We start from the raw sequence: 22,377 nt of genomic DNA, 5'->3' as shown, positions 1-22,377 counted from the left end.
GGGACTCTTCATGCTGGAATATCTGCGCATCATGCTGGACGCGCGCCTGGCCAAGATGGACGAGCGCGGTGCGTCCGCCGTCGAGTACGGGCTCCTGATCGCCGGCGTCGCCGCACTGGTGGTGGGCATCGTGTTCGTCTTCGGTGACAAGCTGCACAGCGTCTTCCAGAACACCTGCAACTCGGTCAGCAACTCGGACTGCTCGAAGGCGACCAACACCACCGGCGGCTGACCGCATGACCCGGGCGAGCACGCCGACCGGCATCCGCCGGATAGCGATGACCGAGCAGCGACAGCGCACCGACCGCGGGGCCTCCGCGGCCGAGTACGCGCTGCTCGCCGCCGGCATCGCCGCCCTGATCGCCGGGATCGTGTTCCTGCTCGGCCCGCACGTGAGCGATCTGTTCGGCAACACCTGCGACAAGGTCGCGGGCGCTACGCACCAGGGCGCGTGCACGTGACGGCGGCGCCGCTCACCTGCCGCCCAGCACCCGCTTCGCGACGGCGATCCGCTGCAGTGCCGTCGGGTGTGACCCGAACAGGAACTGCGACCACGCCGGCGGCGTCGGGTCGGCCAGCGCGCTGATCGCCAGCCGGCGCTGCAGCGCGACGAACGAGCCCTCGTCCCCGGTGGTCTCCAGGGCGGCCACGTCGGCCCGGGTCTCGATCTGCCGGCTGATGGTGTTCTCCACCGGCAGCGCCAGCACCGAGGCCAGGGCGAAGAGCGCCAGCAGCAACGGCACCACGGCCGGGTCACGCAGCCGGGTCCCGCGACGGCCGAGGAGGAGGCCCAGCAGACCGACGCCGAGGAACGCCGCCGCCACCCCGAGCAGGGTCCCGCTCAGCACGTCGTCGTGGTGGGCGTGCCCGAGCTCGTGGGCCACGACCGAGAGCACCTCGCCTCGCGGCAGGTCGTGGATCAGGTTGTCGTAGAGCACCACCCGGCGGGTCGATCCGAAGCCGGTGACGTAGGCGTTGAGCTCGGTGGTCCGCTGCGAGGCGTCCACGACCAGGACGTCGTCGAGGTGGACGTGCTCCTTCGCCGCGAGCTGCATGATCTGGGTGCGCAGGTCGCCCTGGGGCAGTGACGTGAAGTCGCTGAAGAGCGGCTCCACCAGGACCGGGTAGACGAAGGAGCCGAGCAGCACCAGCGCGGCGATCACGACGCCGGCGATCGCGGGCCACGCCCGCTGCCAGCGTCGTGCGATGCCGAGCAGCACCACCACCGCGATCGCCGTGGCCACCACGGTGACGCCGGTCCCGATCCCCAGGTCGGAGAGGTACGACGCCCAGCTCTGCCGTGACAGCCCGTAGCGCAGTTGCTGGTGCTGCAGCGCGATGTCGAAGGGCAGGGTGACGATCCGGCCGAGGACCGTCACCAGCACCACCAGCACCGTGGTCCGCAGCCACCACGGGCCGCGCAGCCGCGCGTCCACGGCCCGTCCGAAGCGGGTGAAGCCCAGCAGGCAGGCGACCAGCACCGAGACGACCAGGCTGCTGCGGCCCAGCCAGCGCGCCGCGTGGGAGTACGCCGTGGCGCGCTCGATCTGCGCCGGGGTGAAGACGCTCTGGGCGCTGGGCGGGTGCAGCCGGCCGCCCGGGTAGGGGTGCCAGGGCACCAGCACGACGGCGAGCACGACGAAGGCCACCGCTCCCCCGGCTGCCATGGCGAGCGAGAGCCGCCGCACGGTGATCACCGGGCGAGCCCCTGCAGCTCCCGGCGCCACTGCGTGGTGAAGTCGGTGAGCCCGAAGCCGAACTGGCGGCGCATCGTCGCGTCCAGGCCGGCACCGCCGCGGACGTCGTCGTACAGGTGGACCAGGGCCTGCTCGCCGCCCAGCCGGGCCAGCAGCCGGCAGGCCAGCCAGGCCGCCTCGTACTCGGCGCCGAAGGACTCCGACTGGTCGTTGAACTCGGCCGAGCCCGGCAGGTGCGCCGGCGCACCGTCCGTGCGCACCTCGGCGATGATCTGGCGGGCGGTCGTGGACAGGGGCAGCGTGACGTCGCGCAGCGCGACGTAGTCGGCGAAGCCCTCCAGCAGCCACGGGGGGAGGGTCTGGTTGGTGGCCACGTCGGTCGCCGCATGCGTCGCCTCGTGACTGAGCACGATCTGCGCGCCCTGGGTGTTGAGGCCACCGATCACCTGCGGGTTCACCAGCACGTGCACGGGGCCGCTGGCGCTGCCGTCGACGCTGGCGGTCACCGCGGCGACGCCGTGGTAGGTGCCGCTCGCAGCACCCATCATGCGCTCCAGGCCGGCCTCGTCGGACGGCACCTCCAGGACCAGGTCGGGGTGTGGCCAGGGCAGCACCTTGCGTACCGCCGCGACGGCGCGGTCCGCCAGCGTGCCGTACCGCGCCGCGCGCCGCTGCGCGGCCACACCGCTGCCGGCGAGCACCACCGTCGCGTCCTCCGTACGCCGGACCTGCACGGGGCCGGCGAGCCACAACGGCAGCCGCCCCTCACCGGCACCGAAGCCTGTCACCTCGACACGGCCGCCGCCGTCGTCGCCGGCCGGGGCGAAGGTAGCGCTCACGTCCGTCGAGGCGGTCGAGGCGTCGACGCCGCCGAACCGCCAGGTGATCGCGACGTCGGCACTCCACGAGCCGTCGCGCGCCACCGCACCGTCCTGCGCGACGTAGCGTGCGGTGAAGTCCTGCACCCGCAGCGCCACCGCGTTGGCCACGGCCGTCCGAGCGGCCGTGCCCTGGACCTGGTCGGGCCGAGCGTCGCGCACCGCTCGCTGCAGGGCGTTCAACGCGGCCGCCGCCTCACCCGGTTGCTCGGCCGCCGGCCGGCCCGAACGGGCGGCTCCTGCGGGCACCACGTAGGTGTCCCGGCCGTGCAGCCGCCAGGCGAGCACGCCGAGGGCCACCGCCAGCACGACGACAGCCGCCACGACGACGCGGACCGCCACTCGCGAGGAGCGGCGGTCCGTGGTCATGGCGCCGAGTCAATCAGACCCGACCCAGGTGAGGTGGTCGGGGTTGGTGCGGGTCAGCCCGGGCGGACGGCGCCCACGTAGGGCATGGAGTACAGACCGGTGACCTTGACGCCCACGCTCGGGTTCTCGGCGTTCACGATCAGGCCGTTGCCGATGTACATGCCGACGTGGCTGATCGGGTGGTAGTAGAAGACCAGGTCGCCGGGCTGCAGGTCGGAGGCGGCGATGTGACGACCGGAGTTGTACTGCGCGGCCGAGGAGTGCGGCAGCGAGACGCCCGCGGCGCCCCAGGCGCGCATGGTCAGGCCGGAGCAGTCGAACGCGTTCGGCCCGGCCGCGCCGTAGACGTAGGCCTTGCCGACCTGCGCCATCGCGTAGGAGATCGCCGTGGCGGCGCTGCCCGTGGCAGCGATGTCGTCGGTCGAGACCCGCGTCGAATCGCGGGAGAGCAGTGCCTCGCGCTGCTTGGCCTGCAGGCCGTCGAGGACCTTCTTGGCCTCGGCCAGCTTGTCGTCGATCGTCGCCTTGGCCGCCTTGAGCTGGGCCTGGGTGGCGGTGACGTCGGCGGCGCGCTTCGCTGTCGCCTGCTGGCGCAGCTCGAGCGCCTGCACCTGGTGGGAGTAGTCGGTGAGCAGGCTGTCCTGGATGCCGTCGTAGGCGGACATGGTGGACAGCCCGGCAAGGAACGCCTTGGGGTCGTCGCTGACGACGACCTGGCCCACGGCGGACATGTTCGAGCCCTCGAACTGACGCATCACCGAGTCGCGGACCTGGTCGCGCACACCGCTGAGCGCCTTGTCCTGGCGCTTCTGGTCGGCCTGGAGGTCGGAGAGCTCGCTGCGCAGCTGCTTGAGCCGGACGTTCGCGGCGTCGTACTTCTCACCGGCGGCGTCAGCCTGCTGGTAGAGGTCGTCGACCTGTGCCTGGACGTCCTTGATGGAGGGGGTCGCGTGGGCGGAGGTCGAGGGCAGGATCCCCACGACTCCGGCGACGGCGAGCGTCGCGATACCAGCGATGAGGCGGTTCCGACCGTTCAGCACGAGCGGGCGTTCTCCCTTGTCTGTCGTACGCCTACCGGGTGAGCTGACGGATTCGGGCACGACATGCCCTACTCCCACTCCTCACGTCCACCTCGGACGTGCCTTGCGGGAGATTCACCCCAGATGACGGCCAGGCCGTCGATGGTTCCCCGGCTCGTGATCCACCCCGATGTGGCTCACGACTCAGCGCGGCACCCGCGCGGATCCGGTGTGATCCACTGCCTCGGGCACCAAGTGACCTAGACCTTAACCGAGGGCGGCACAGCCTTGCCAATCCCTCTCCACAGTGTGTCGATATCCAATCTGACCCACGCATCACTCCTGTCACATCCGTATCAGGAGCCCCACGCATCGGCTAGGCCGACTCGATCGCGGGACCCTCCACCGGGGAGACGAGCCGCAGCGGTGGCACCAGGCCACCGTCGGCGAGCACCTGCAACGCCCGCCTCTCCTCGTCCTCCATCGTCAGCTCGGGTGGCAGGCCCAGCAGCACCGTCACCACGCAGTCGTGACACTCCAGGCCTCGCACCACACAGGTGTCGCAATCGATCGTCGTGCTCATGTCGGCGACGTTCGCAGCCACCACCGACAGTTTTGGTACGGCGGTCGGCCGGTGTGTCGCAGCGATGCCGACCCCGGCCCCGGTCAGCGCAGCGCCTGCAGCAGCACCGGTGTCGGCACCGGCCGGCCGCCGCTGAGCGCGATGTCGCGCGCCACGGCCTGGTCGTCGCTCACCACCAGCACCACCCGCCCCGGGGGCTCGGCCGCTACCAGCTCACGGATCACGTCGTCGGCGATCACGCCGGCCGGGCTGAACACGACCCGCACGCCGCGCGGCGCGCCGGCCAGGTGACGGGCAGCGGCACCGGGCACGGCTGCGGCGTCGAAGACGACGGTCGTCTCGGCACCGGTACGCGCGACCAGCGGCGCCAGCGCCTGCATCAGCCGGATCCGCTGCGCGTCGAGCGCCGAGGCGGGCCAGGCCTGCTTGGTGACGTTGTAGCCGTCGATGACGAGCCTCGCCCGGGGCATCGCCAGGTAGCCCTCCAACTCGCCGAGGCTGGCGACCGTGCGACTGCGTCCGGCGGGCCCGGGCGGTGCCTCGGCGTACGTCGCCTCCACGCTCTCCCCCGGCGTGCCGCTGGCCTGAGGCAGGGCGAGCTCGCGGCGCAGTCCGGAGGCGGCGTCGATGATGGTGTCGAGCAGTAGCCGCGAGCGCAGCGTGGCCTCCTCGCGCTCGCTGCGCGCTGCCCGGCGCTCGTCGCCGGCTTCGGCCTCGAGCTGGGCGACACGCGCCCGCAGCTGGCGCAGCTCCCGGGCCTGGCCGGCGACCGTAGCCTCGGCCTCGGTCCGGGCGGCCTCCGCGACGGCGAGGGTCTCCTCGACCCCCGCGAGCGCCTCGCGCCCGCCGGCCCGCGCCTCGCCCAACCGGCGACGCAGCAGCAGGTTCTCCTGCCTGGCCGCCTCGAGGTCGGTACGGCGACGCTCGCGGGCCTCGCGCAGCTCCTGCTCGAGCTGGTCCACCCGGCGCTGCAGGCGGGTCACGTCCTGATCGGCGACCCGGGTCCGGGTCTGCAGCCCGCGCAGCGCCTCGTCGAGCTGCTCGGTCCAGCCGACCGGCCGCACCAGCCACGCGAACGCCGCCGCCTCGGCCGGGTCGGCACCGGAGGGCAACCGGTCCGCGGCGTAGCGCGGACGGGAGGAGCGCAGCTGCACCGCGAGCCGCTCGCGCAGCCCCTCCTCGGCGTCGGGCTCCGCCTCGAGCGCGGCGGTGATCGCCGTACCTCCGGCCCGCGCCCGGCGCGCGGGCGCGAACGCCGCGATCCGTCGCAGGGTGGCGGGCAGCTCGGGGACCTGCGGGAGCACCTCGGCGCTGAGCGCGACGATCCGCGTCCGCACCGGCTCGGGGAGCTCGGCGACGGAGGGCACCGGGCCCGGGGCTGTGGTCACGAAGTGAAGGATAGGTGCGCCGACACAGCGCGCCGCCCCGGAACTGTCGGTGCTCGGTCCTACGGTCACGGACATGAGCAGCACCGCAGCAGCGACAGCGCGATCGCGTTGGGAGTCCCAGCGCAGCTTCGACGAGCTGGGGCGCCAGCTGCGCGACGTGACGTTCTGCGTGGTCGACCTGGAGACCACCGGCGGCTCGGCCGAGGCCGGGTCGATGATCACCGAGATCGGCGCGGTCAAGGTCCGTGCCGGCGAGATCCTGGGCGAGTTCCAGACACTGGTCAACCCGCACAGCGCGATCCCGCCGTTCATCGCGGTGCTCACCGGCATCAGCGACACCATGGTGGCCGATGCGCCAGGGATCGAGTCGGCGCTGCCGGCGTTCCTGGAGTTCGCCGCGGGGTGCGTGCTGGTGGCTCACAACGCACCCTTCGACGTCGGCTTCCTCAAGCACTTCGCCGCCCGCCAGCAGCGGCCCTGGCCGGCCTTCGAGGTGGTCGACACCGCGAAGCTGGCGCGCCGGGTGATCACCCGCGACGACGCGCCCAACTGCAAGCTGTCCTCGCTCGCGCAGGTCTTCCGCTCCGGCACCACGCCGAACCACCGCGCGCTCTCCGACGCGCGCGCGACCGTCGACGTGCTGCACGGCCTGATGGAGCGGCTCGGCGGCCTCGGGGTGCACACCCTGGAGGAGCTCCAGACGTTCTCCGCACGGGTCTCCACCGCGCAGCGCAAGAAGCGCCACCTCGCCGAGTCGCTGCCGCACGCACCAGGGGTCTACCTGTTCCGCGACGACCGCGAGCGGGTCCTCTACGTCGGCACCAGCCGCGATCTGCGCACTCGGGTGCGCTCCTACTTCACCGCCTCCGAGACCCGCTCCCGGATCGGCGAGATGGTCGGCCTGGCCGCCACCGTCACCGGGATCGAGTGCGCCACCACCTTGGAGGCACAGATCCGCGAGCTGCGACTCATCGCCGAGCACAAGCCGCGCTACAACCGACGCTCGCGCTTCCCGGAGAGGATGCACTTCGTCAAGCTCACCCGGGAGCCGTGGCCGCGGCTGTCCCTGGTCAAGCGCGTGCTCGACGACGAGGCCGACTACCTGGGGCCCTTCTCGTCGAAGAAGGTCGCCGAGAAGGCGCTCCAGGCGCTGCACGACACCTTCCCGGTCCGCCAGTGCTCGGACCGGCTGGCGCGCAGGGCGTCGAAGTCCCCCTGCGTGCTCGCCGAGATGGGGCGTTGCCTCTCCCCCTGCGACGGCAGCGCCGACGAGGAGGCCTACGCCGCGGTGGTCAGGCAGCTGCGCGACACCCTGCTGCGCCGACCCGACGAGGTGATCACCTCGATCAGTGAGCGGATGCAGGCACTGGCGGCAGCGGAGCGGTTCGAGGAGGCCGGGGTGCACCGCGACCGGCTGGCGGCGTTCCTGCGGGCCGCGGCGCGCACCCAACGGCTCTCGGCGCTGGCCCGGTGCGGCCAGATCGTCGCCGGCCGCCGCCGCGACGACGGACGCTGGGAGGTGCACGTGGTCCGACGCGGCCGGCTCGCCGCCGCGGGAACACTGCCACCGGGCGGCGATGCCCACGATTACGTCCGCCAGCTGTGCGCCTCGGCCGAGACCGTGCTGCCCGCCCCCGGACCGGTCCCCGCGGCGAGCGCCGAGGAGAGCGAGCTGGTGCTCAAGTGGCTGGAGTCGCCCGGGGTCCGGCTGATCGACGTCGACGGGGAGTGGACCTGCCCTGTCGCCGGCGCCACCCGACACCTCGCGGTGCACGATGCGGTCGAGGAGTCCCGCCGTACGCTCGTGCCCTTCGACGAGCGTCGTGAGCTGTCGACGGTCCATCAGGGCGTGCCGCTGGCGCGGTAACGTGCCGTGCGTGATCACCGCCATCGTCCACGTCTCCGCCGAGGTCGCCAGCATCCCCGAGGTCGCCGAGGCGATCGCCGCCATCGACGGGGTCAGCGAGGTCTACTCGGTCACCGGCCCGATCGACCTGATCGTGCTGGTCCGGGTGCGCACCCACGACGAGATCGCCGCCGTCGTCGCGGACCGGCTCAACAAGGTCCCGGGCGTCCTCGACACCGAGACGCACATCGCTTTCCGGACCTACTCCCGCCATGACCTGGAGGCGGCCTTCTCCCTCGGCCTCGACTGAGTCGAGTCGGGCCTGCGTCCCGGTCGAGTCGGGCCTGCGTCCCGCCGTCAGCGCGACGAGCCGGCGATCCACCGATCCAGGGCCGCCGCGGCAGCACCCGAGTCCACCGCCTCCGCGGCCCGTTCGACACCGGCGGCGAGCCGGTCCTCGATCGAGCCGGCGGCGTCGTCGTAGACCGCTAGGGCGGCGCCGGCGTTGAGCAGCACCGCATCGCGCACCGGCCCGCGCTCGCCCCCGAGCAGCCGCCGTACGACGTCGGCGTTGTGCGTGGCATCCCCGCCGCGCAGATCCTCGGCCGTCGCACGGCCGATGCCGAGCCGCGCCGGGTCGATCTCGTGCCGGGTGGTCTCGCCGCCGCGCACCGCCCACAGCGAGGAGGTGGTCGTCGTGGTCAGCTCGTCGAGCCCGTCGTCGCCACGGAAGACCCAGGCGTCGGTGCCGCGGGCGGCGAAGACGCCCGCCATCACCGGGGCCATCCGCAGGTCGGCACAGCCGATCGCGCTCGCTCCGGCATGCGCCGGGTTGGACAGCGGGCCGAGGAAGTTGAAGGTGGTGCCCACACCCAGCTCGCGCCGGGTGACGGCGGCGTGGCGCATCGCGGGGTGGAAGACAGCCGAGAAGAGGAACGTGATGCCTGCCTCCTCGGCCAGCGCGGCCACCCGCTGGACCGGCAGGTCCAGCCGGATCCCGAGGGCCTCCAGCACGTCGGCGGAGCCGGAGGTGGACGAGGCGGAGCGGTTGCCGTGCTTGACGACCTTCGCGCCCGCCCCGGCGGCCACGATCGCCGACATCGTCGAGATGTTGACCGACATGGAGCGGTCGCCCCCGGTGCCGACGATGTCGAGCAGCCGGCCCGGGATGGAGATGGGGGTGGCGCGCTCGTACATCGCCGAGACCAGCCCGACCAGCTCCTGCGACGTCTCACCCTTGGCCCGCAGCGCGATCGCGAAGCCCGCGATCTGCGACGCGGTGGCCTCGCCCTCGAGGATCTCGCCCATCGCCCAGGCGGTCTGCTCGGCGCTGAGATCGACGCGCGCTACCAGCGACCCGAGCACGTCGGGCCACGTGATGGTGGACATCTCCTCCCCAGCCGCGCTCAGGCGGGAACGCCGGCGCGGAGCAGCCCCACGACGGTCTCGGCCAGCACGATCGGGTCCAGCGGCTGTGACACCGCCGCGTCGGCCCTCGACCAGGTCGCCAGCCAGGCGTCCTGCGGTCGCCCGGTCAGGACCACGATCGGCGGGCAGGAGGCGATCTCGTCCTTCATCTGCTTGGCCACCCCGATGCCGCCGGCGGGCACAGCCTCGCCGTCGAGGATCGCCAGGTCGATGGTGCCGGCGTCGAAGTTCTGCACGACGATGGGCTCGGTGGCTACCTCGACGTACTCGACGTCGGGAAGATCGGGGTGAGGCCTGCGCCCGAGGGCCAGGATCACCTGCTTCCGGACGCTGACGTCGTCGCTGTAGACAAGCACCTTGAGCGGCTTCGCGGAGGCGGTCACGGCGCGACTCTACTCGCGAGAGGCCTACGGCGGCAGCAGGGAACCAGCGGTCGGGATCATGAAGTGGTCCACCCAGCCGACCTGCATCCGGATGCCGACAGCCGCCACGACCCCCATGGTCACCACCCGGATCCACCGCTGCGTCCCGGCCGGGGCGAGTGCCGGCAGCGGCAGCCACGGCACCGCCGCCAACAGCATGTAGCGCTCGATGGAGCTGGTCGGGCGCAACGTCAGCGCCAGGTAGAGCCCGTAGGCCATCGCCCAGACCCGCAGCTCGAGGGGCCACGCCCGCGCAGCCGGTACGACGAGGGTCAGCAGCAGCACCAGCAACACCAGCACCGCCCTGACCGCCGTCTCGTGATCGGCGCCGCCGAAGAACCAGCCGAGGTAGCTGCTGCGCAGGCTCAGCTGGTTGCTCCAGGCTCGCTGCGTGGCGAAGTAGGCGTCCCAGCGGCCGGTGACCAGACCCGTCACCGCCGGCCACAGCAGGACCAGGGCGCCGGAGGCGACGGTCAGCCCGGCGAGGGTCCAGCGCTGCCGGGGGCTGGAGTCGTGCCGGTGCCGCCAGCCGTGCACCACGATCACCGGCGCCGCGACGACCACGATCGGGCGGGTCAGGGCGAGCAGCAGCAGCACCGCGAAGACCTCGCCGTACCGGCGACGCGTCAGGCACCAGATGAGCAGCGCGATGCCGAACAGTGCCAGGCCCTCGGTGTAGGCGGCCTGCAGGATGGGCGCCGAGGGGAAGACGCACAGCCCAAGGACCGTGATCGCCGCGGCGAAGCGGTCCGCGCGGTCGAGGACCACCCGGTAGATCAGCGCCAGTCCGGCTGCGGCGAACGCCATGCTGACGACCGACGCCGCCGGACCGAACCCGAGCGGTGTGACCAGCATCACCATCCGCACGATCAACGGATAGAGCGGGTAGAAGGCCCAGGCGGTCTGCGGGACCGGGCCGCTGGCCGGCAGCACGTGCGGGTAGCCGTGGCGCGCGATGGTCTCGTACCACTGGCCGTCCCAGTTGCTCAGCGCTGCCCAGTAGCCCGGGTGCGCGGGCTTGAGCTCCTCGACATGGATGCCGAACGAGCCGTCCATCGGCACCTGTGCATGCGCCGCGTGGGCGATCACGAAGACGTCGACGATCCGGGTCAGGGCGAAGATCGCGAGCGGCACGAGCCACCACGTCGTACGCGCGGACGTGCCCGCGGAGAGCCTCACGGCCCGAAAACTATCGTTTAACTGAGGGGGGCGGGGTGCCCTCGCCGAGAGGTCACGACATAATGGCGCCGTGGCGACAGTTTCGACTCTTCCGGCTTCCCGTCTGCACGGGCATCACGACCGGCCCAGCATGGTCAGCGTGGGAACGATCATCTGGCTCTCCAGCGAGCTGATGTTCTTCGCGGCGCTGTTCGCGGCGTACTACACGATCCGCGCGGTCAGCCCGGACCTGTGGGCCCAGAGCACCCCCCACCTCAACGTGCCGTTCGCCTCGGTGAACACCACGATCCTGGTGCTCTCCTCGTTCACCTGCCAGTGGGGCGTGTTCGCCGCTGAGCGGGGCCAGGTGGGCCGCACCGGCTCCCTGTTCAACGTCGCCAAGTGGGGTCTGCGCGAGTGGTTCGTGCTCACCTACCTCATGGGAGCGATCTTCATCGCCGGCCAGGCGACGGAGTACGCCAGCCTGATCCAGGAGGGCATCAAGATGAATGCCTCCGGCTACGGCACGGTGTTCTACCTGACCACCGGCTTCCACGGCCTGCACGTGACCGGCGGCCTGATCGCCTTCCTCTTCGTGCTCGGCCGCACCTTCGTGGCCCGTCGCTTCACCCATGAGCAGGCGGTGAGCGCGATCGTCGTGTCGTACTACTGGCACTTCGTCGACGTCGTGTGGATCGGTCTGTTCGCGACCATCTACCTCATCAAGTAGTTCGACCGCCTGCGTAGATCAAGGACTGAATGTGCGTCTCCTGAACCGCTCCGCCGGTCGCCTGTCGCGGCACCGTCGCGGCCCGATCGCCGGCCTGGTGCTGCTCCTCCTGGGCCTGGCCCTCTCCGGTGGTCTCTACGCCGCCTTCTCCCCCTCCTCCTCGGCTGACACCGCCGAGGACCAGGCCGCGATGGCGGCCAAGGGCCGTCAGCTCTTCCTGGTCAGCTGCGCGTTCTGCCACGGGCAGAACGGCGAGGGCCTCACCGCCAAGGACGGCCAGCTCATCGGCCCGGCGCTCGCCGGCGTCGGTGCCGCCGCGGTCGACTTCCAGGTCGGGACCGGTCGCATGCCCATGGTGCAGCCGGGTGCCCAGGTCCAGAAGAAGAAGAACATCTTCACCCAGGACGAGATCAACGAGCTCGCGGCGTACGTCGCCAGCCTCGCGCCCGGCCCGGCGATCCCGTCCAAGGCGGACTACAGCACCGACGGCATGAGCGCTGCGGAGAAGCAGGAGGCCATCGTCCGCGGTGGTCAGATCTTCCTGACCAACTGCACCGCCTGCCACAACTTCACCGGTGAGGGCGGCGCGATGCCGCGTGGCGGCTTCGCCCCGAAGCTGCTCGACACCGACCCCAAGCACATCTACGAGGCCATGCTCACCGGCCCGCAGTCGATGGACTCCTTCTCCAACGGCAACCTCTCGCCGGAGATGAAGCGCGACGTCATCGCCTACATCCAGTCGATGAAGACCCAGCCGGGCTACGGCGGCTTCAGCCTGGGCAACCTCGGCCCGGTGAGCGAGGGCCTGTTCGCCTGGATCGTGGGTCTCGGCGGCCTGGTCGCCTTCGCCGTCTGGATCGCGGCCCACACCGCGCGCACGAACAAGAAGAAGGGAACGGCCCAGTGAGCGACACTCACGAGATCGAGGCGCACACTGACGCGCTGCTGCCCGACCCGGGTCATCCGGAACACCACTGGCGTCCCACCGACGTCGACCCCCGGGCGGAGCGCCGCGCCGAACGCCAGGTGGCCACGCTGTTCGGCCTCTCGGTCGTGTGCACCATCCTGTTCGTCGTCGCCTACGTGACCCTCCAGACCGGCGTCGGCGGTCAGGAGATCATCGGTCTGGGCGCCTCCAACGTCGCTCTGGGCCTCACCCTCGGTGGCGCGTTCCTGTTCATCGGCGTCGGCGTCATCCAGTGGGCGCGCAAGCTCATGGCCGACGTCGAGCTCGTCGAGGAGCGCCACCCGGCCTCCTCCTCCGAAGAGGACCGCAACGCCACCCTGGCCGCCCTGCAGGCCGGGCTGGAGGAGTCGGGCATCGCCCGGCGTCCCCTGATCCGCAACTCGCTGCTCCTCTCCGTCAGCGTGCTGGTCGCGCCGGCGGTGGTCATGCTCCGCGACCTGGGCCCGCTGCCCGGCGACAAGCTGCGCCACACCGTGTGGGCGAAGAACATGCGCGTGGTCCGCGACGTCGTCGGTACGCCGATCCGTCCCGCCGACCTCGAGATCGGCGACCTGGTCAACGCCGAGCCGGAGATCATCTTCGGCACCGAGAACGGCCAGTCGGTCCCCTCGGGCGAGGCCCTCGAGGGTGCCGCGCTGCAGGACGCCCGCGCCAAGTCCGCCACGATCCTGCTGCGCATGGACCCCGATGACATCGTCTCCGACGTCACGCGGAACTGGTCCGTCAGCGGCATCGTCGCCTACTCCAAGATCTGCACCCACGTGGGTTGCCCGATCTCGCTCAACGAGCGCACCACGCACCACCTGCTGTGCCCCTGCCACCAGTCGACCTTCGACCTCGCCGACTCCGGCAAGGTCGTGTTCGGCCCGGCGGGTCGTCACCTCCCCCAGCTTCCGCTGGGCGTGGACGACGAGGGCTTCCTGGTGGCGCTGAGCGACTACCCGGAGCCGGTCGGCCCGAGCTTCTGGGAGCGCGAGACCAAGTCGCCACAGGCGATCTACGATGAGTGGAGCAAGGAGACCGGACAGTGAGTGTCGACACGAGCAAGGTCGCCACGAGCAACACCTCCGCTGCGACCGCAAGCAAGCCGACCAAAGTCGGCGCCGTGGCCCAGTGGTCCGACGAGCGCCTCGGCCTGGCCGCCATGGGCAAGAAGAACCTCCGCAAGATCTTCCCTGACCACTGGTCCTTCATGCTGGGCGAGATCGCGCTGTGGAGCTTCGTCGTCCTGCTGATCACCGGCGTCTTCCTGACGCTGTGGTTCCGGCCGTCCATGGCCGAGGTGACCTACCAGGGCAGCTACGCCAACCTGCGTGGCATCTCGATGTCGGAGGCGTACTCCAGCGCGCTGAACATCTCCTTCGACGTGCGCGGCGGGTTGCTGCTGCGCCAGATGCACCACTGGGCCGCGATGCTGTTCATCTCGGCCATGATGATCCACATGCTGCGCGTGTTCTTCACGGGCGCGCACCGCAAGCCGCGTGAGCTCAACTGGGTCATCGGCTCGCTGCTCCTCCTGCTCGGCACCCTCGAGGGCTTCACCGGCTACTCGCTGCCCGACGACCTGCTCTCCGGTACCGGCGTGCGAGCCGCGGACGGCTTCATCCAGGCCATCCCGATCGTGGGCACCTACATCGGGTTCTTCCTCTTCGGCGGCGAGTTCCCGGGTGACGCGATCATCCCGCGCCTCTACACCATCCACGTGCTGCTGATCCCGGGCATCCTGCTCGCCCTGGTCGCGGCCCACATGCTGCTGCTCGTCTACCACAAGCACACCCAGTGGGCAGGCCCCGGCCGCAAGGAGACGAACGTCGTCGGTTACCCGATGCTTCCGGTGTACGCCGCGAAGGCGGGCGGCTTCTTCTTCGTCACCTTCGGTGTCACCGCCATCATGGGTGCGATCCTCTCGATCAACCCGGTGTGGAAGTTCGGGCCCTACGACCCGACCAAGGTGACGGCCGGCTCGCAGCCCGACTGGTACATGGGCTGGCCCGACGGCGCGCTGCGGATCATGCCCGGTTGGGAGTCGCACTTCTGGGGCTCGACCTGGTCCTGGAACATCTTCATCCCAGTCATCCTGATGCCGATGCTGTCGTGGATGGTGGTCACCATGCTGCCGTTCCTGGAGGCCTGGGTCACCGGTGACAAGCGCGAGCACCACCTGCTCCAGCGGCCGCGCAACGCGCCGACCCGCACGGGCGTGATGGTCGCGCTGATGGTCTGGTACGCGATGTTCTGGCTCGCGGGCGGCAACGACATCATCGCCATCAAGCTGCACATGTCGATCAACCAGATCACCTACTTCCTGCGGGCGGCCGTGTTCGTCGGTCCGGTGATCGGGTTCTTCGTCGCACGTCGCTGGTGCATCGCGCTGCAGCGCCACGACAACGAGGTGCTGCTGCACGGCTACGAGACCGGTGTCATCATGCGGTCGGCCGCCGGTGGGTACTCCGAGGCCCACCTGCCGATCAACGAGGCCAAGGCCTACGCGATCACTGTCCGCGACCGCGGCCCCGAGGGTGCTGGACCGGCCGACGGCCCGAAGGCCAACGGCAAGGCCACCCTGCGGGACAAGCTCCGCACGCTCTACTACGAGGACGACGTGCAGAAGCCGACCCCCGAGGAGATCGAGGAGGCGCACGCCCACGCCGCCCACGCGGTCGAGGGTGGTCACGACGACGCGCACGCGATCGAGGGTGGCCACACCGAGCACTGATCGTCTCGAGCCGACGGCAGACGAGACGCAGGCACGACGAGGGCCCGGGAGCACCGCTCCCGGGCCCTCGCCCATCCCGCCAGCCCGCATGAGGAGAAACCCGTGTACGACGTGAAGTTCGGCCTGGACACCTTCGGAGACGTCACTCTCGGTCCCGACGGGACACCCCTCCCCCACGCGGACGTGCTGCGCAACGTCGTCGAGGAGGGCGTCCTGGCCGACCGGGTCGGCATCGACGCCTTCAGCGTCGGTGAGCACCACCGGCCGGACTTCGCGATCAGCGCTCCCGACATCGTGCTGGCCACGCTCGCTGCCCGCACCGAACGGATCACGCTCGGCACCGCGGTGACGGTGCTCAGCTCGGACGACCCGGTCCGGGTCTACGAGCGCTTCGCGACCCTCGACGCCCTCTCCCACGGCCGCGCCGAGGTCACCCTGGGACGCGGCTCCTTCACCGAGAGCTTCCCGCTGTTCGGCCTGGACCTGGCCGACTACGAGGTCCTCTTCGAGGAGAAGCTGGAGATCTTCGCCGCCTTGCGCAGCGAGCGGCACGTGCACTGGGAAGGCACCACGCGTGCTCCCCTCGACGCCGAGGTGCACCCGAAGACGGAGCGTGGCTCGCTGGCGGCCTGGATCGGCGTCGGCGGATCACCCGAGTCGGTGGTGCGTGCGGCTCGGCATCGATTCCCCCTCATGCTCGCGATCATCGGCGGTTCCCCGGAGCGCTTCGTGCCGTACGTCGACCTCTACCACCGCGCGCTGGATCAACTCCATCCCGACCAGCCGCGACTGCCGATCGGCGTGCACTCCCCCGGCTTCGTGTGGGACGACGACGCCCAGGCCCGCGAGCTGCTCTTCCCGCATTTCAAGGCGAACCGTGACCGGATCGGCCGCGAGCGCGGCTGGCCGCCCAGCTCGATCGCCGAGCTCCATCAGGAGGCCGAGCACGGTGCGCTGTTCGTCGGCTCGCCGGACACGGTCGCTGCCAAGATCGCCGGCACCGTCCGGGCGCTCGGCCTCAGCCGCTTCGACCTCAAGTACAGCAACGGCCCGATGCCGCACGAGCAGCTGATGCGCTGCATCGAGCTCTACGGCACCGAGGTGATCCCTCGGGTCCGACGGCTTCTCGCCGAGGAGTGATCGAGACCCGCCGAGCGAGCCGCCGCTTGCCCGGCGCCGGGCGGCGACCTCAGGCGAGCGCCGAACCCGCCTTGTAGTCCTTGAAGGACATGTTCCAGTCGCCGTACCCGTTGGTGACCTCCATCTTCCGGGAGGTGCCGAACTCGTTGACGACGTCACCGACGCGCGTCAGGTGGTAGAGCCAGTCAGCGTTGGCGGTGCTCATGCCGGTGCAGCCGTGGGACACGTTCTCCCGGCCTTGCGAGGAGACCGACCAGGGCGCGGCGTGGATGAACTCACCGGAGTAGGTCATCCGCATGGCCCACTGGACATCCTTCATGTTGTAGTAGTTCGGGTCGCCCTTGGGGATGCCGATGGTCTCGGAGTTCATCGTGTGCTTCTCGTACTTCTGCACGATGACCTTGATGCCCGAGCGGGTGATGAAGCCCGGCTGCCCGGTGGTGACGGGGATCGTCCTCAGCAGCTTGTCGTTGGAGTAGACCTTCATCTGGTCGGTCTTCATGTTCACCCGGTAGACGTGCTTGGCACCGACCTTGAAGGTCACGTCGCGGTCGCTCTGGCCGTAGATGCCGTTGCCCGCCGGGACGCTGTTGATGTCGGCGTGCACGGTGACGGTGCTGCCGGCCTGCCAGTAGTGCTGGGGGCGCCAGTGCACCTCGGTGTCGGAGAACCAGTGCCAGGAGCCCTTCTGGGCCGGCTGCGCCTGCACGGAGAGGTGCTTCTCGATCGAGGCCCGGTCGGTGACGGGTACGTCGAAGTGCACGATGACCGGGAAGCCGACGCCCACCTTCTGGCCGTTGAGCGGCGAGACCGAGGCGTAGGTCTGCTGCGAGAGCGCCAGCTGCTGGGTGTGGAAACGGCGCTTCCAGCTGGTGTCGCCGCCGCTGGAGGACATCGACGCCTTGAGGACGTACGTCGTGTTCGGCTCCAGCAGGCTGCCGGCTCTCCACGTGCTGCCGTCGCCGGCGAGCGTCCCCTCGATCGCGTCGCCCGCCTTGCTGGTCAGCGTCACGTCGTGCAGCTGGCCGCCGGTGCCGGTCACCTTGACGGTGGTATCCACCGGGACCGGCTTGGCCCGCGTCACGTTCGCGCTGATCGAGGTCGGGCCGCCGGTGCCGTCGGCCGAGGGTGACGGCGAGGACGCGCCCGAGGCGCCACCGGCGCCACCGGCACCGCCGCCACCGCCGCCACCGCCGGCCCCGTCGGCGTCCGAGGAGGTGCCGGCTCCGCAACCGGCGAGTCCCAGGGCGACCGCCGCGACGACCGCCGAGACCCCCAGCCGGAGGCTTCGTGCCCGCCTGATGCGGCGCGACGGTGGTGCGGTTGCGGTCATGCTGACTCCCGGAAGCTCTGGTCATGAAGGGGACCCGTCCCCCCGGACGAGTCCGCCAACAGGGTAACCGTTGCACCCCCCAGACGACCGAACCCCGCGCGCTGGGGTGTCCCAGCGGCACGGGGTCCTGTCGATGTCTCAGCGGGCACTCAGTGGCTGAACTCGCCTCGGTAGTACTCGAAGATCCAGCCCGAGAGGGCGATGATCCCCACGACGCCGGCGATGATGAAGAGCCACCAGGCCATCATCGCGAGCGAGAAGGCGATGAACGCCACGCACAGCGCCGCCCACAGCGGCCACCAGGAGAACGGCGGGAAGAAGCCGAGCTCACCGGCACCGTCGGCGATCTCGCCGTCCTTGCGGTCCTCGGGGCGGTCGTCCATCTGCCGGGCGTGGAAGCCCAGGTAGGCGGAGATCATCGCCAGCAGCAGCGTGCACATCGTCAGCGCGGACGTGCCCGTCCAGTCGCCGCCGTGGCTCGAGCCGGCTGTCACGAACCAGTAGGTCGGCGTCACCAGCACGAGGAAGATCGTGCAGCCGACGAACATCCAGGCTTCGGCCTTCATCGGGCCCCTCCTTCGTCATCGACGGAACGACCGGGGATGTGCGCGTCGAGCTCCTGCTCGGACTCCAGCTCCAGCGCCGCGATCTCCGGGTGGTGGAGGTCGAAGGCCGGGGACTCCGAGCGGATCCTCGGCAGCGTGTGGAAGTTGTGCCGCGGCGGCGGGCACGAGGTGGCCCACTCCAGCGAGCGGCCCCAGCCCCACGGGTCGTCGACCATGACCTTCGGCGCATGCCGGGACACGTAGAGGTTGAGGAACCACGGCACCATCGACAGGCTCAGCAGGAAGGCGCCCACGGTCGAGACCTGGTTGAGGCCGGTGAAGCCGTCGGTCGGCAGGTAGTCGGCGATGCGCCGCTGCATGCCCTCCACGCCCAGCCAGTGCTGCACCAGGAAGGTGGTGTGGAAGCCGACGAACAGCAGCCAGAAGTGCACCTTGCCGAGCCGCTCGTTGAGCATCTTGCCGGTGATCTTGGGCCACCAGAAGTAGAAGCCGGCGAACATCGCGAAGACGACCGTGCCGAAGACCACGTAGTGGAAGTGCGCCACCACGAAGTAGGAGTCCGAGACGTGGAAGTCCAGCGGCGGGCTGGCCAGGATGATGCCGGTGAGGCCGCCGAAGAGGAAGGTCGTCAGGAAGCCGATCGACCACAGCATCGGGGTGTCGAAGCTGATCGATCCGCCCCACATCGTGCCGATCCAGTTGAAGAACTTCACGCCTGTCGGTACAGCGATGAGGAACGTCATGCCGGAGAAGAACGGCAAGTCGACAGCGCCGGTCACGAACATGTGGTGGGCCCACACCGCGACCGAGAGGATGGCGATGCCGAGGGTCGCGCCGACCAGGCCGACGTAGCCGAACACGGGCTTGCGGCTGAAGACCGGCAGGATCTCGGTGATGATGCCGAAGAACGGCAGCGCGATGATGTAGACCTCGGGGTGACCGAAGAACCAGAACAGGTGCTGCCACAGGATCGGGCCGCCGTGGCTGGCGTCGAAGACGTGGGTGCCGAGCTGTCGGTCCGATTCCAACATCAGCAGGGCGCCGGCGAGCACCGGGAACGCGATCAGGACCAGCAGCGAGGTCACCAGCGTGTTCCACACGAAGATCGGCATCCGGAACATGGTCATGCCCGGAGCGCGCATGCAGATGATCGTGGTGATGAAGTTGACCGCGCCGAGGATGGTGCCCAGACCGGCGATGTAGAGACCCATGATCCACAGGTCACCGCCGACGCCGGGCGAGCGGACGGCGTTGGACAGCGGCGTGTAGGCGAACCAGCCGAAGTCGGCCGCACCCTGCGGGGTCAGGAACCCGGAGCCGGCGATGATGCCGCCGAACAGGAACAGCCAGTAGCTGAACATGTTCAGGCGCGGGAACGCCACGTCCGGAGCGCCGATCTGCAGGGGCATGATCATGTTGCCGAACGCGAAGAACAGCGGCGTCGCGAAGAGCAGCAGCATGATCGTGCCGTGCATCGTGAACATCTGGTTGTACAGCTCGTCGTTGAGGATCTGCTGACCCGGGAACGCGAGCTCGGAGCGGATGAGGAGCGCCATCACGCCGCCGATGAGGAACCAGCAGAACGAGGTGACGGCGTACATCTTGCCGATCAGCTTGTGATCGGTGGTGGTCAGCAGCGCGTAGAGCTGCTGGCCCAGCGGCCGGCGCACGGGCACGGCGGTGGTGGGGTGAGGTGCTGTCGCGGTCACTCTGCTTGTCCTCCGGACTGGAGACCGGCCTGGCTGCGGGCGTCCGTGCCGCCGATGAGCGGCTGGGCGGCCGTGAAGCCTTCGGTCTCGAGGTTCTTGAGATACGCCTCGTAGTCAGCCTTCGAGACGACCTTGACGTTGAAGAGCATCCGCGAGTGGTAGAGGCCGCACAGCTCGTAGCAGGCACCCCGGTAGTTGCCGATGCGCGTGGGGGTCACCGCGTAGTGGTTCACCCGGCCCGGGACGACGTCCATCTTCATGTTGAAGTGGTCGACACCGAAGTCGTGGATGACGTCGGGCGAGTGCAGGTTGAACCGGGTGGTCTCGTCGACCGGGAGCACCAGCGTCGGGATGTGCGAGGCGGTGCCCGCGTCGTACACGTAGTTCGTGTAGGGGTACTTCTGGTCGGCGGCGTCATCGTTCGCCGAGGCGTCCATCGAGCCGATGCCGTAGTTGAAGGTCCAGGTCCACTGCTGGCCGGTGACCTCGATGGTGTTGTCGACCGGGAGCTTGTCGTCCAGGATCGCGTCCTGGGCCTTGACGGTGTGGAAGAAGAACACGATGACCATCAGCACCGGAGCGATCGTGTAGAAGATCTCCAGCGGAAGGTTGTAACGCGTCTGGACCGGGATCTCGTCCTCGCTGCGCCGGCGGAAGCGCCAGATCGCGTAGAAGATCAGACCCCACACGATCCCACCGGTCACAAGCGCGGCGATCCAGGCGCCCCGCCAGAGGTGGAGCACGTGCTCGCCCTGCGTGGTGGCGGGCGACGGCATGCCGAAGTTCTTGGCGGCGGTGGAGCAGCCACCCAGCAGGACGGCGCTGGCGCCGAGCCCCGCCACCAGGGCGAGCCGGCGCATGCGTGCCGCCGTCCCCTTGGCGCGCTTGGGCCCGGGCGATCCGGGCATCTGCAGACCCACGAACGAGCCTCTCTCTCTACGACCAGTCACGGATAGCCGCAGACTATCGGAATCGACGCCGAGTTGAGAGGGCGGGTGGGCCGTTAGGCTTCGGCTGTGACAAATGCCGCCGTGTATCTCGACGCGGCGTCCGCCGAGCCGCTGCACCCCGCTGCGCGCGACACGCTTCTCGCCGCTCTCGAGCACGGCTACGCCGATCCGCGCCGCCTCCACGGGCCCGGCCGCAACGCCCGGCTGCTGCTCGACAACGCCCGGGAGGTCGTCGCCGAGGCGCTCGGAGTACGCCGCGACGAGGTGCTCTTCACCTCCTCCGGCACGCGGGCGGTCCAGCTCGGCCTGCTCGGCCTCGCCGCTGGCCGGTCCGCCCCCGCCCTCGGCTCCGATGGCGGTCGGTCCGGGCGGCGGATCGTGCACACCGCCGTCGAGCACCAGGCCGTCACCGATGCCGCCGCGTGGTGGGGTGAAGCGGTCGAGGTGGAGGTGGATCCGCTCGGCCGCGTGCTGCTCGAGCAGTTGCGTCGGGTCGCTCCCGGGGCCGCCGCGATGGCGGTGCAGAGCGCCAACCACGAGGTCGGCACCGTGCAGCCCGTCGCTGCCGCGGCCCAGGTCGCCGCCGACCTCGGCGTACCGCTGTTCGTGGACGCCTGTGCCTCCCTGGGTCGCCTCCCCCTCCCCGACGGTTGGGACGCCCTGGCCGGCTCCGCGCACAAGTGGGGCGGACCCGCGGGTGTCGGCGTGGTGCTGGTGCGGCACCGGGCACGCTGGAGCCATCCCTTCCCCAGCGCGGACCCGCTCGCCCGGGTGGACGACGGCTTCCCCGACGTCGCCGGAGCGCTCGCCGCGGCCGCGGCGCTGCAGGCGGTGCTCGCCGAGCAGGAAGCGGTCGGTGCGCGTCAGCGCGCGCTGATCGACCTGATCCGGGCCCGGGTGGCCGAGCTTCCCGACGTCGACGTCGTCGGCGATCCGGAAGAGCGCCTGCCCCACCTGGTCACCTTCTCGTTCCTGTACGTCGACGGCGAGGCGCTGGTGACCGAGCTGGACCGACTGGGCTTCGGACTGGCCAGCGGCTCGGCCTGCGCGACCGACACCCGGGAGCCGTCCCGGGTGCTGGCAGCGATGGGAGCGCTGACCCACGGCAACGTGCGGCTCTCACTGACCCGGGACGCCGATCGGGCCGAGGTCGATCGGTTCCTGGAGGTGCTGCCCGGCGTGGTCGGCTCGCTGCGCGAGCGGGCGGGGCTGTGACGGCGCCGGCCGACGGACTTGGGAGCGAACCCGACCCGGAGCTCCTCGACTGCCGCGGCCTGCTGTGCCCGGCACCGGTCATCGCGCTCGCGCGACGGATCACCGGCATCCCCGTCGGCGGCCTGCTCGCCGTGGCAGCGGACGACGTCGCCGCGCGCCACGACGTACCGGCCTGGTGCCGGATGCGCGGCCAGCAGTTCGTCGGCGAGCGGACGGCGCCGGACGGGGTGCCGATCTACGTGATCCGCCGGATCACGTGATCA

Annotated in this window: 23 protein-coding genes and 1 riboswitch; of the genes, 11 read left to right on the top strand and 12 right to left on the bottom strand. The window is 70.4% G+C overall.

Annotated features, from left to right (window positions below):
• Window positions 1–10: 10 nt before the first annotated feature.
• Both P5P86_RS08240 and P5P86_RS08235 read left to right on the top strand, forming a co-directional pair.
• Window positions 11–232, top strand: a complete 222-nt coding sequence (locus P5P86_RS08240; protein WP_280610835.1) for a Flp family type IVb pilin — start codon at window positions 11–13, stop codon at window positions 230–232.
• 4 nt (window positions 233–236) lie between these two features.
• Complete coding sequence (locus P5P86_RS08235) at window positions 237–461, top strand: Flp family type IVb pilin (protein ID WP_280610834.1); 225 nt, start codon at window positions 237–239, stop codon at window positions 459–461.
• A 12-nt stretch (window positions 462–473) separates the two neighbouring features.
• On the opposite strand, the gene P5P86_RS08230 is transcribed toward P5P86_RS08235, so the two are convergent.
• From P5P86_RS08230 to P5P86_RS08210, 5 genes are all read right to left on the bottom strand, one after another.
• A complete protein-coding gene (locus tag P5P86_RS08230) occupies window positions 474–1,697 on the bottom strand; it encodes a M48 family metallopeptidase (protein ID WP_280610833.1) in 1,224 nt (407 codons plus the stop codon).
• Window positions 1,694–2,944, bottom strand: a complete 1,251-nt coding sequence (locus P5P86_RS08225; RefSeq protein ID WP_280610832.1) for a hypothetical protein — start codon at window positions 2,942–2,944, stop codon at window positions 1,694–1,696. The genes P5P86_RS08230 and P5P86_RS08225 overlap by 4 nt, the downstream gene beginning before the upstream one ends.
• Window positions 2,945–2,997: 53 nt before the next feature.
• Window positions 2,998–3,984 (bottom strand): C40 family peptidase, encoded by a 987-nt coding sequence (locus P5P86_RS08220; protein ID WP_280610831.1) that lies wholly within the window; start codon window positions 3,982–3,984, stop codon window positions 2,998–3,000.
• 13 nt (window positions 3,985–3,997) lie between these two features.
• Window positions 3,998–4,171: riboswitch (cyclic di-AMP (ydaO/yuaA leader) on the bottom strand.
• A 168-nt stretch (window positions 4,172–4,339) separates the two neighbouring features.
• Window positions 4,340–4,546 carry a hypothetical protein gene (locus P5P86_RS08215; protein WP_280610830.1) on the bottom strand — a complete coding sequence of 69 codons (207 nt, stop codon included), beginning with the start codon at window positions 4,544–4,546 and terminating at the stop codon, window positions 4,340–4,342.
• An 83-nt stretch (window positions 4,547–4,629) separates the two neighbouring features.
• Window positions 4,630–5,934 (bottom strand): NYN domain-containing protein, encoded by a 1,305-nt coding sequence (locus P5P86_RS08210; protein ID WP_280610829.1) that lies wholly within the window; start codon window positions 5,932–5,934, stop codon window positions 4,630–4,632.
• A 73-nt stretch (window positions 5,935–6,007) separates the two neighbouring features.
• Here P5P86_RS08210 and P5P86_RS08205 point away from each other — a divergent pair, with 73 nt between their 5' ends.
• Both P5P86_RS08205 and P5P86_RS08200 read left to right on the top strand, forming a co-directional pair.
• On the top strand, window positions 6,008–7,801 hold the full coding sequence (locus tag P5P86_RS08205; RefSeq protein WP_280610828.1) for a DEDD exonuclease domain-containing protein: 1,794 nt from the start codon (window positions 6,008–6,010) through the stop codon (window positions 7,799–7,801).
• A 10-nt stretch (window positions 7,802–7,811) separates the two neighbouring features.
• Complete coding sequence (locus tag P5P86_RS08200; protein ID WP_280610827.1) at window positions 7,812–8,090, top strand: Lrp/AsnC family transcriptional regulator; 279 nt, start codon at window positions 7,812–7,814, stop codon at window positions 8,088–8,090.
• A gap of 47 nt (window positions 8,091–8,137) precedes the next feature.
• Here the strand turns inward: P5P86_RS08200 and trpD are convergent, their stop codons facing one another.
• Genes trpD through P5P86_RS08185 form a run of 3 tightly spaced genes read right to left on the bottom strand, consistent with a single transcriptional unit; the run spans window position 8,138 to window position 10,809 of the window.
• Window positions 8,138–9,169, bottom strand: coding sequence for an anthranilate phosphoribosyltransferase (gene trpD / locus P5P86_RS08195; RefSeq protein ID WP_280610826.1), 1,032 nt, complete (start codon window positions 9,167–9,169; stop codon window positions 8,138–8,140).
• A 17-nt stretch (window positions 9,170–9,186) separates the two neighbouring features.
• Window positions 9,187–9,591 (bottom strand): Rv3143 family two-component system response regulator, encoded by a 405-nt coding sequence (locus tag P5P86_RS08190; RefSeq protein ID WP_280610825.1) that lies wholly within the window; start codon window positions 9,589–9,591, stop codon window positions 9,187–9,189.
• A 24-nt stretch (window positions 9,592–9,615) separates the two neighbouring features.
• Window positions 9,616–10,809, bottom strand: a complete 1,194-nt coding sequence (locus tag P5P86_RS08185; protein ID WP_280610824.1) for a putative hexosyltransferase — start codon at window positions 10,807–10,809, stop codon at window positions 9,616–9,618.
• A gap of 130 nt (window positions 10,810–10,939) precedes the next feature.
• Here P5P86_RS08185 and ctaE point away from each other — a divergent pair, with 130 nt between their 5' ends.
• From ctaE to P5P86_RS08160, 5 genes are all read left to right on the top strand, one after another.
• A complete protein-coding gene (gene ctaE / locus P5P86_RS08180; protein WP_446724927.1) occupies window positions 10,940–11,518 on the top strand; it encodes an aa3-type cytochrome oxidase subunit III in 579 nt (192 codons plus the stop codon).
• 31 nt (window positions 11,519–11,549) lie between these two features.
• On the top strand, window positions 11,550–12,425 hold the full coding sequence (gene qcrC, locus P5P86_RS08175; protein ID WP_446724926.1) for a cytochrome bc1 complex diheme cytochrome c subunit: 876 nt from the start codon (window positions 11,550–11,552) through the stop codon (window positions 12,423–12,425).
• Window positions 12,422–13,516 carry a cytochrome bc1 complex Rieske iron-sulfur subunit gene (qcrA, locus tag P5P86_RS08170; RefSeq protein ID WP_280610823.1) on the top strand — a complete coding sequence of 365 codons (1,095 nt, stop codon included), beginning with the start codon at window positions 12,422–12,424 and terminating at the stop codon, window positions 13,514–13,516. Before qcrC ends, qcrA begins: the two co-directional genes overlap by 4 nt.
• A complete protein-coding gene (qcrB, locus tag P5P86_RS08165; protein ID WP_280610822.1) occupies window positions 13,513–15,201 on the top strand; it encodes a cytochrome bc1 complex cytochrome b subunit in 1,689 nt (562 codons plus the stop codon). Before qcrA ends, qcrB begins: the two co-directional genes overlap by 4 nt.
• 102 nt (window positions 15,202–15,303) lie before the next feature.
• Entirely contained in the window at window positions 15,304–16,341 is a 1,038-nt protein-coding gene (locus P5P86_RS08160) for an LLM class flavin-dependent oxidoreductase (protein WP_280610821.1), read from the top strand.
• Between the two features lie 49 nt (window positions 16,342–16,390).
• Here the strand turns inward: P5P86_RS08160 and P5P86_RS08155 are convergent, their stop codons facing one another.
• From P5P86_RS08155 to ctaC, 4 genes are all read right to left on the bottom strand, one after another.
• The gene (locus P5P86_RS08155; protein WP_280610820.1) at window positions 16,391–17,674 is read right to left on the bottom strand and encodes a L,D-transpeptidase; all 1,284 of its coding nucleotides are present in this window, start codon (window positions 17,672–17,674) and stop codon (window positions 16,391–16,393) included.
• 149 nt (window positions 17,675–17,823) lie between these two features.
• Window positions 17,824–18,240, bottom strand: a complete 417-nt coding sequence (locus tag P5P86_RS08150; protein ID WP_280610819.1) for a cytochrome c oxidase subunit 4 — start codon at window positions 18,238–18,240, stop codon at window positions 17,824–17,826.
• Window positions 18,237–19,949 carry an aa3-type cytochrome oxidase subunit I gene (gene ctaD / locus P5P86_RS08145; protein ID WP_280610818.1) on the bottom strand — a complete coding sequence of 571 codons (1,713 nt, stop codon included), beginning with the start codon at window positions 19,947–19,949 and terminating at the stop codon, window positions 18,237–18,239. The genes P5P86_RS08150 and ctaD overlap by 4 nt, the downstream gene beginning before the upstream one ends.
• Window positions 19,946–20,869, bottom strand: a complete 924-nt coding sequence (gene ctaC / locus P5P86_RS08140; RefSeq protein WP_280610817.1) for an aa3-type cytochrome oxidase subunit II — start codon at window positions 20,867–20,869, stop codon at window positions 19,946–19,948. The genes ctaD and ctaC overlap by 4 nt, the downstream gene beginning before the upstream one ends.
• A 96-nt stretch (window positions 20,870–20,965) precedes the next feature.
• Between ctaC and P5P86_RS08135 the strand changes: the two genes are divergently transcribed.
• Both P5P86_RS08135 and P5P86_RS08130 read left to right on the top strand, forming a co-directional pair.
• On the top strand, window positions 20,966–22,114 hold the full coding sequence (locus P5P86_RS08135) for a cysteine desulfurase family protein (RefSeq protein ID WP_280610816.1): 1,149 nt from the start codon (window positions 20,966–20,968) through the stop codon (window positions 22,112–22,114).
• Window positions 22,111–22,374 (top strand): sulfurtransferase TusA family protein, encoded by a 264-nt coding sequence (locus tag P5P86_RS08130; RefSeq protein ID WP_280610815.1) that lies wholly within the window; start codon window positions 22,111–22,113, stop codon window positions 22,372–22,374. Before P5P86_RS08135 ends, P5P86_RS08130 begins: the two co-directional genes overlap by 4 nt.
• The last annotated feature ends 3 nt before the right edge of the window (window positions 22,375–22,377 follow it).

The sequence above is a fragment of the Nocardioides sp. BP30 genome, from assembly GCF_029873215.1.
GTDB lineage: Bacteria > Actinomycetota > Actinomycetes > Propionibacteriales > Nocardioidaceae > Nocardioides.
The sequence above is the reverse complement of the archived record's forward strand: the minus strand, read 5'-3'. Positions and strand labels throughout refer to the sequence as shown.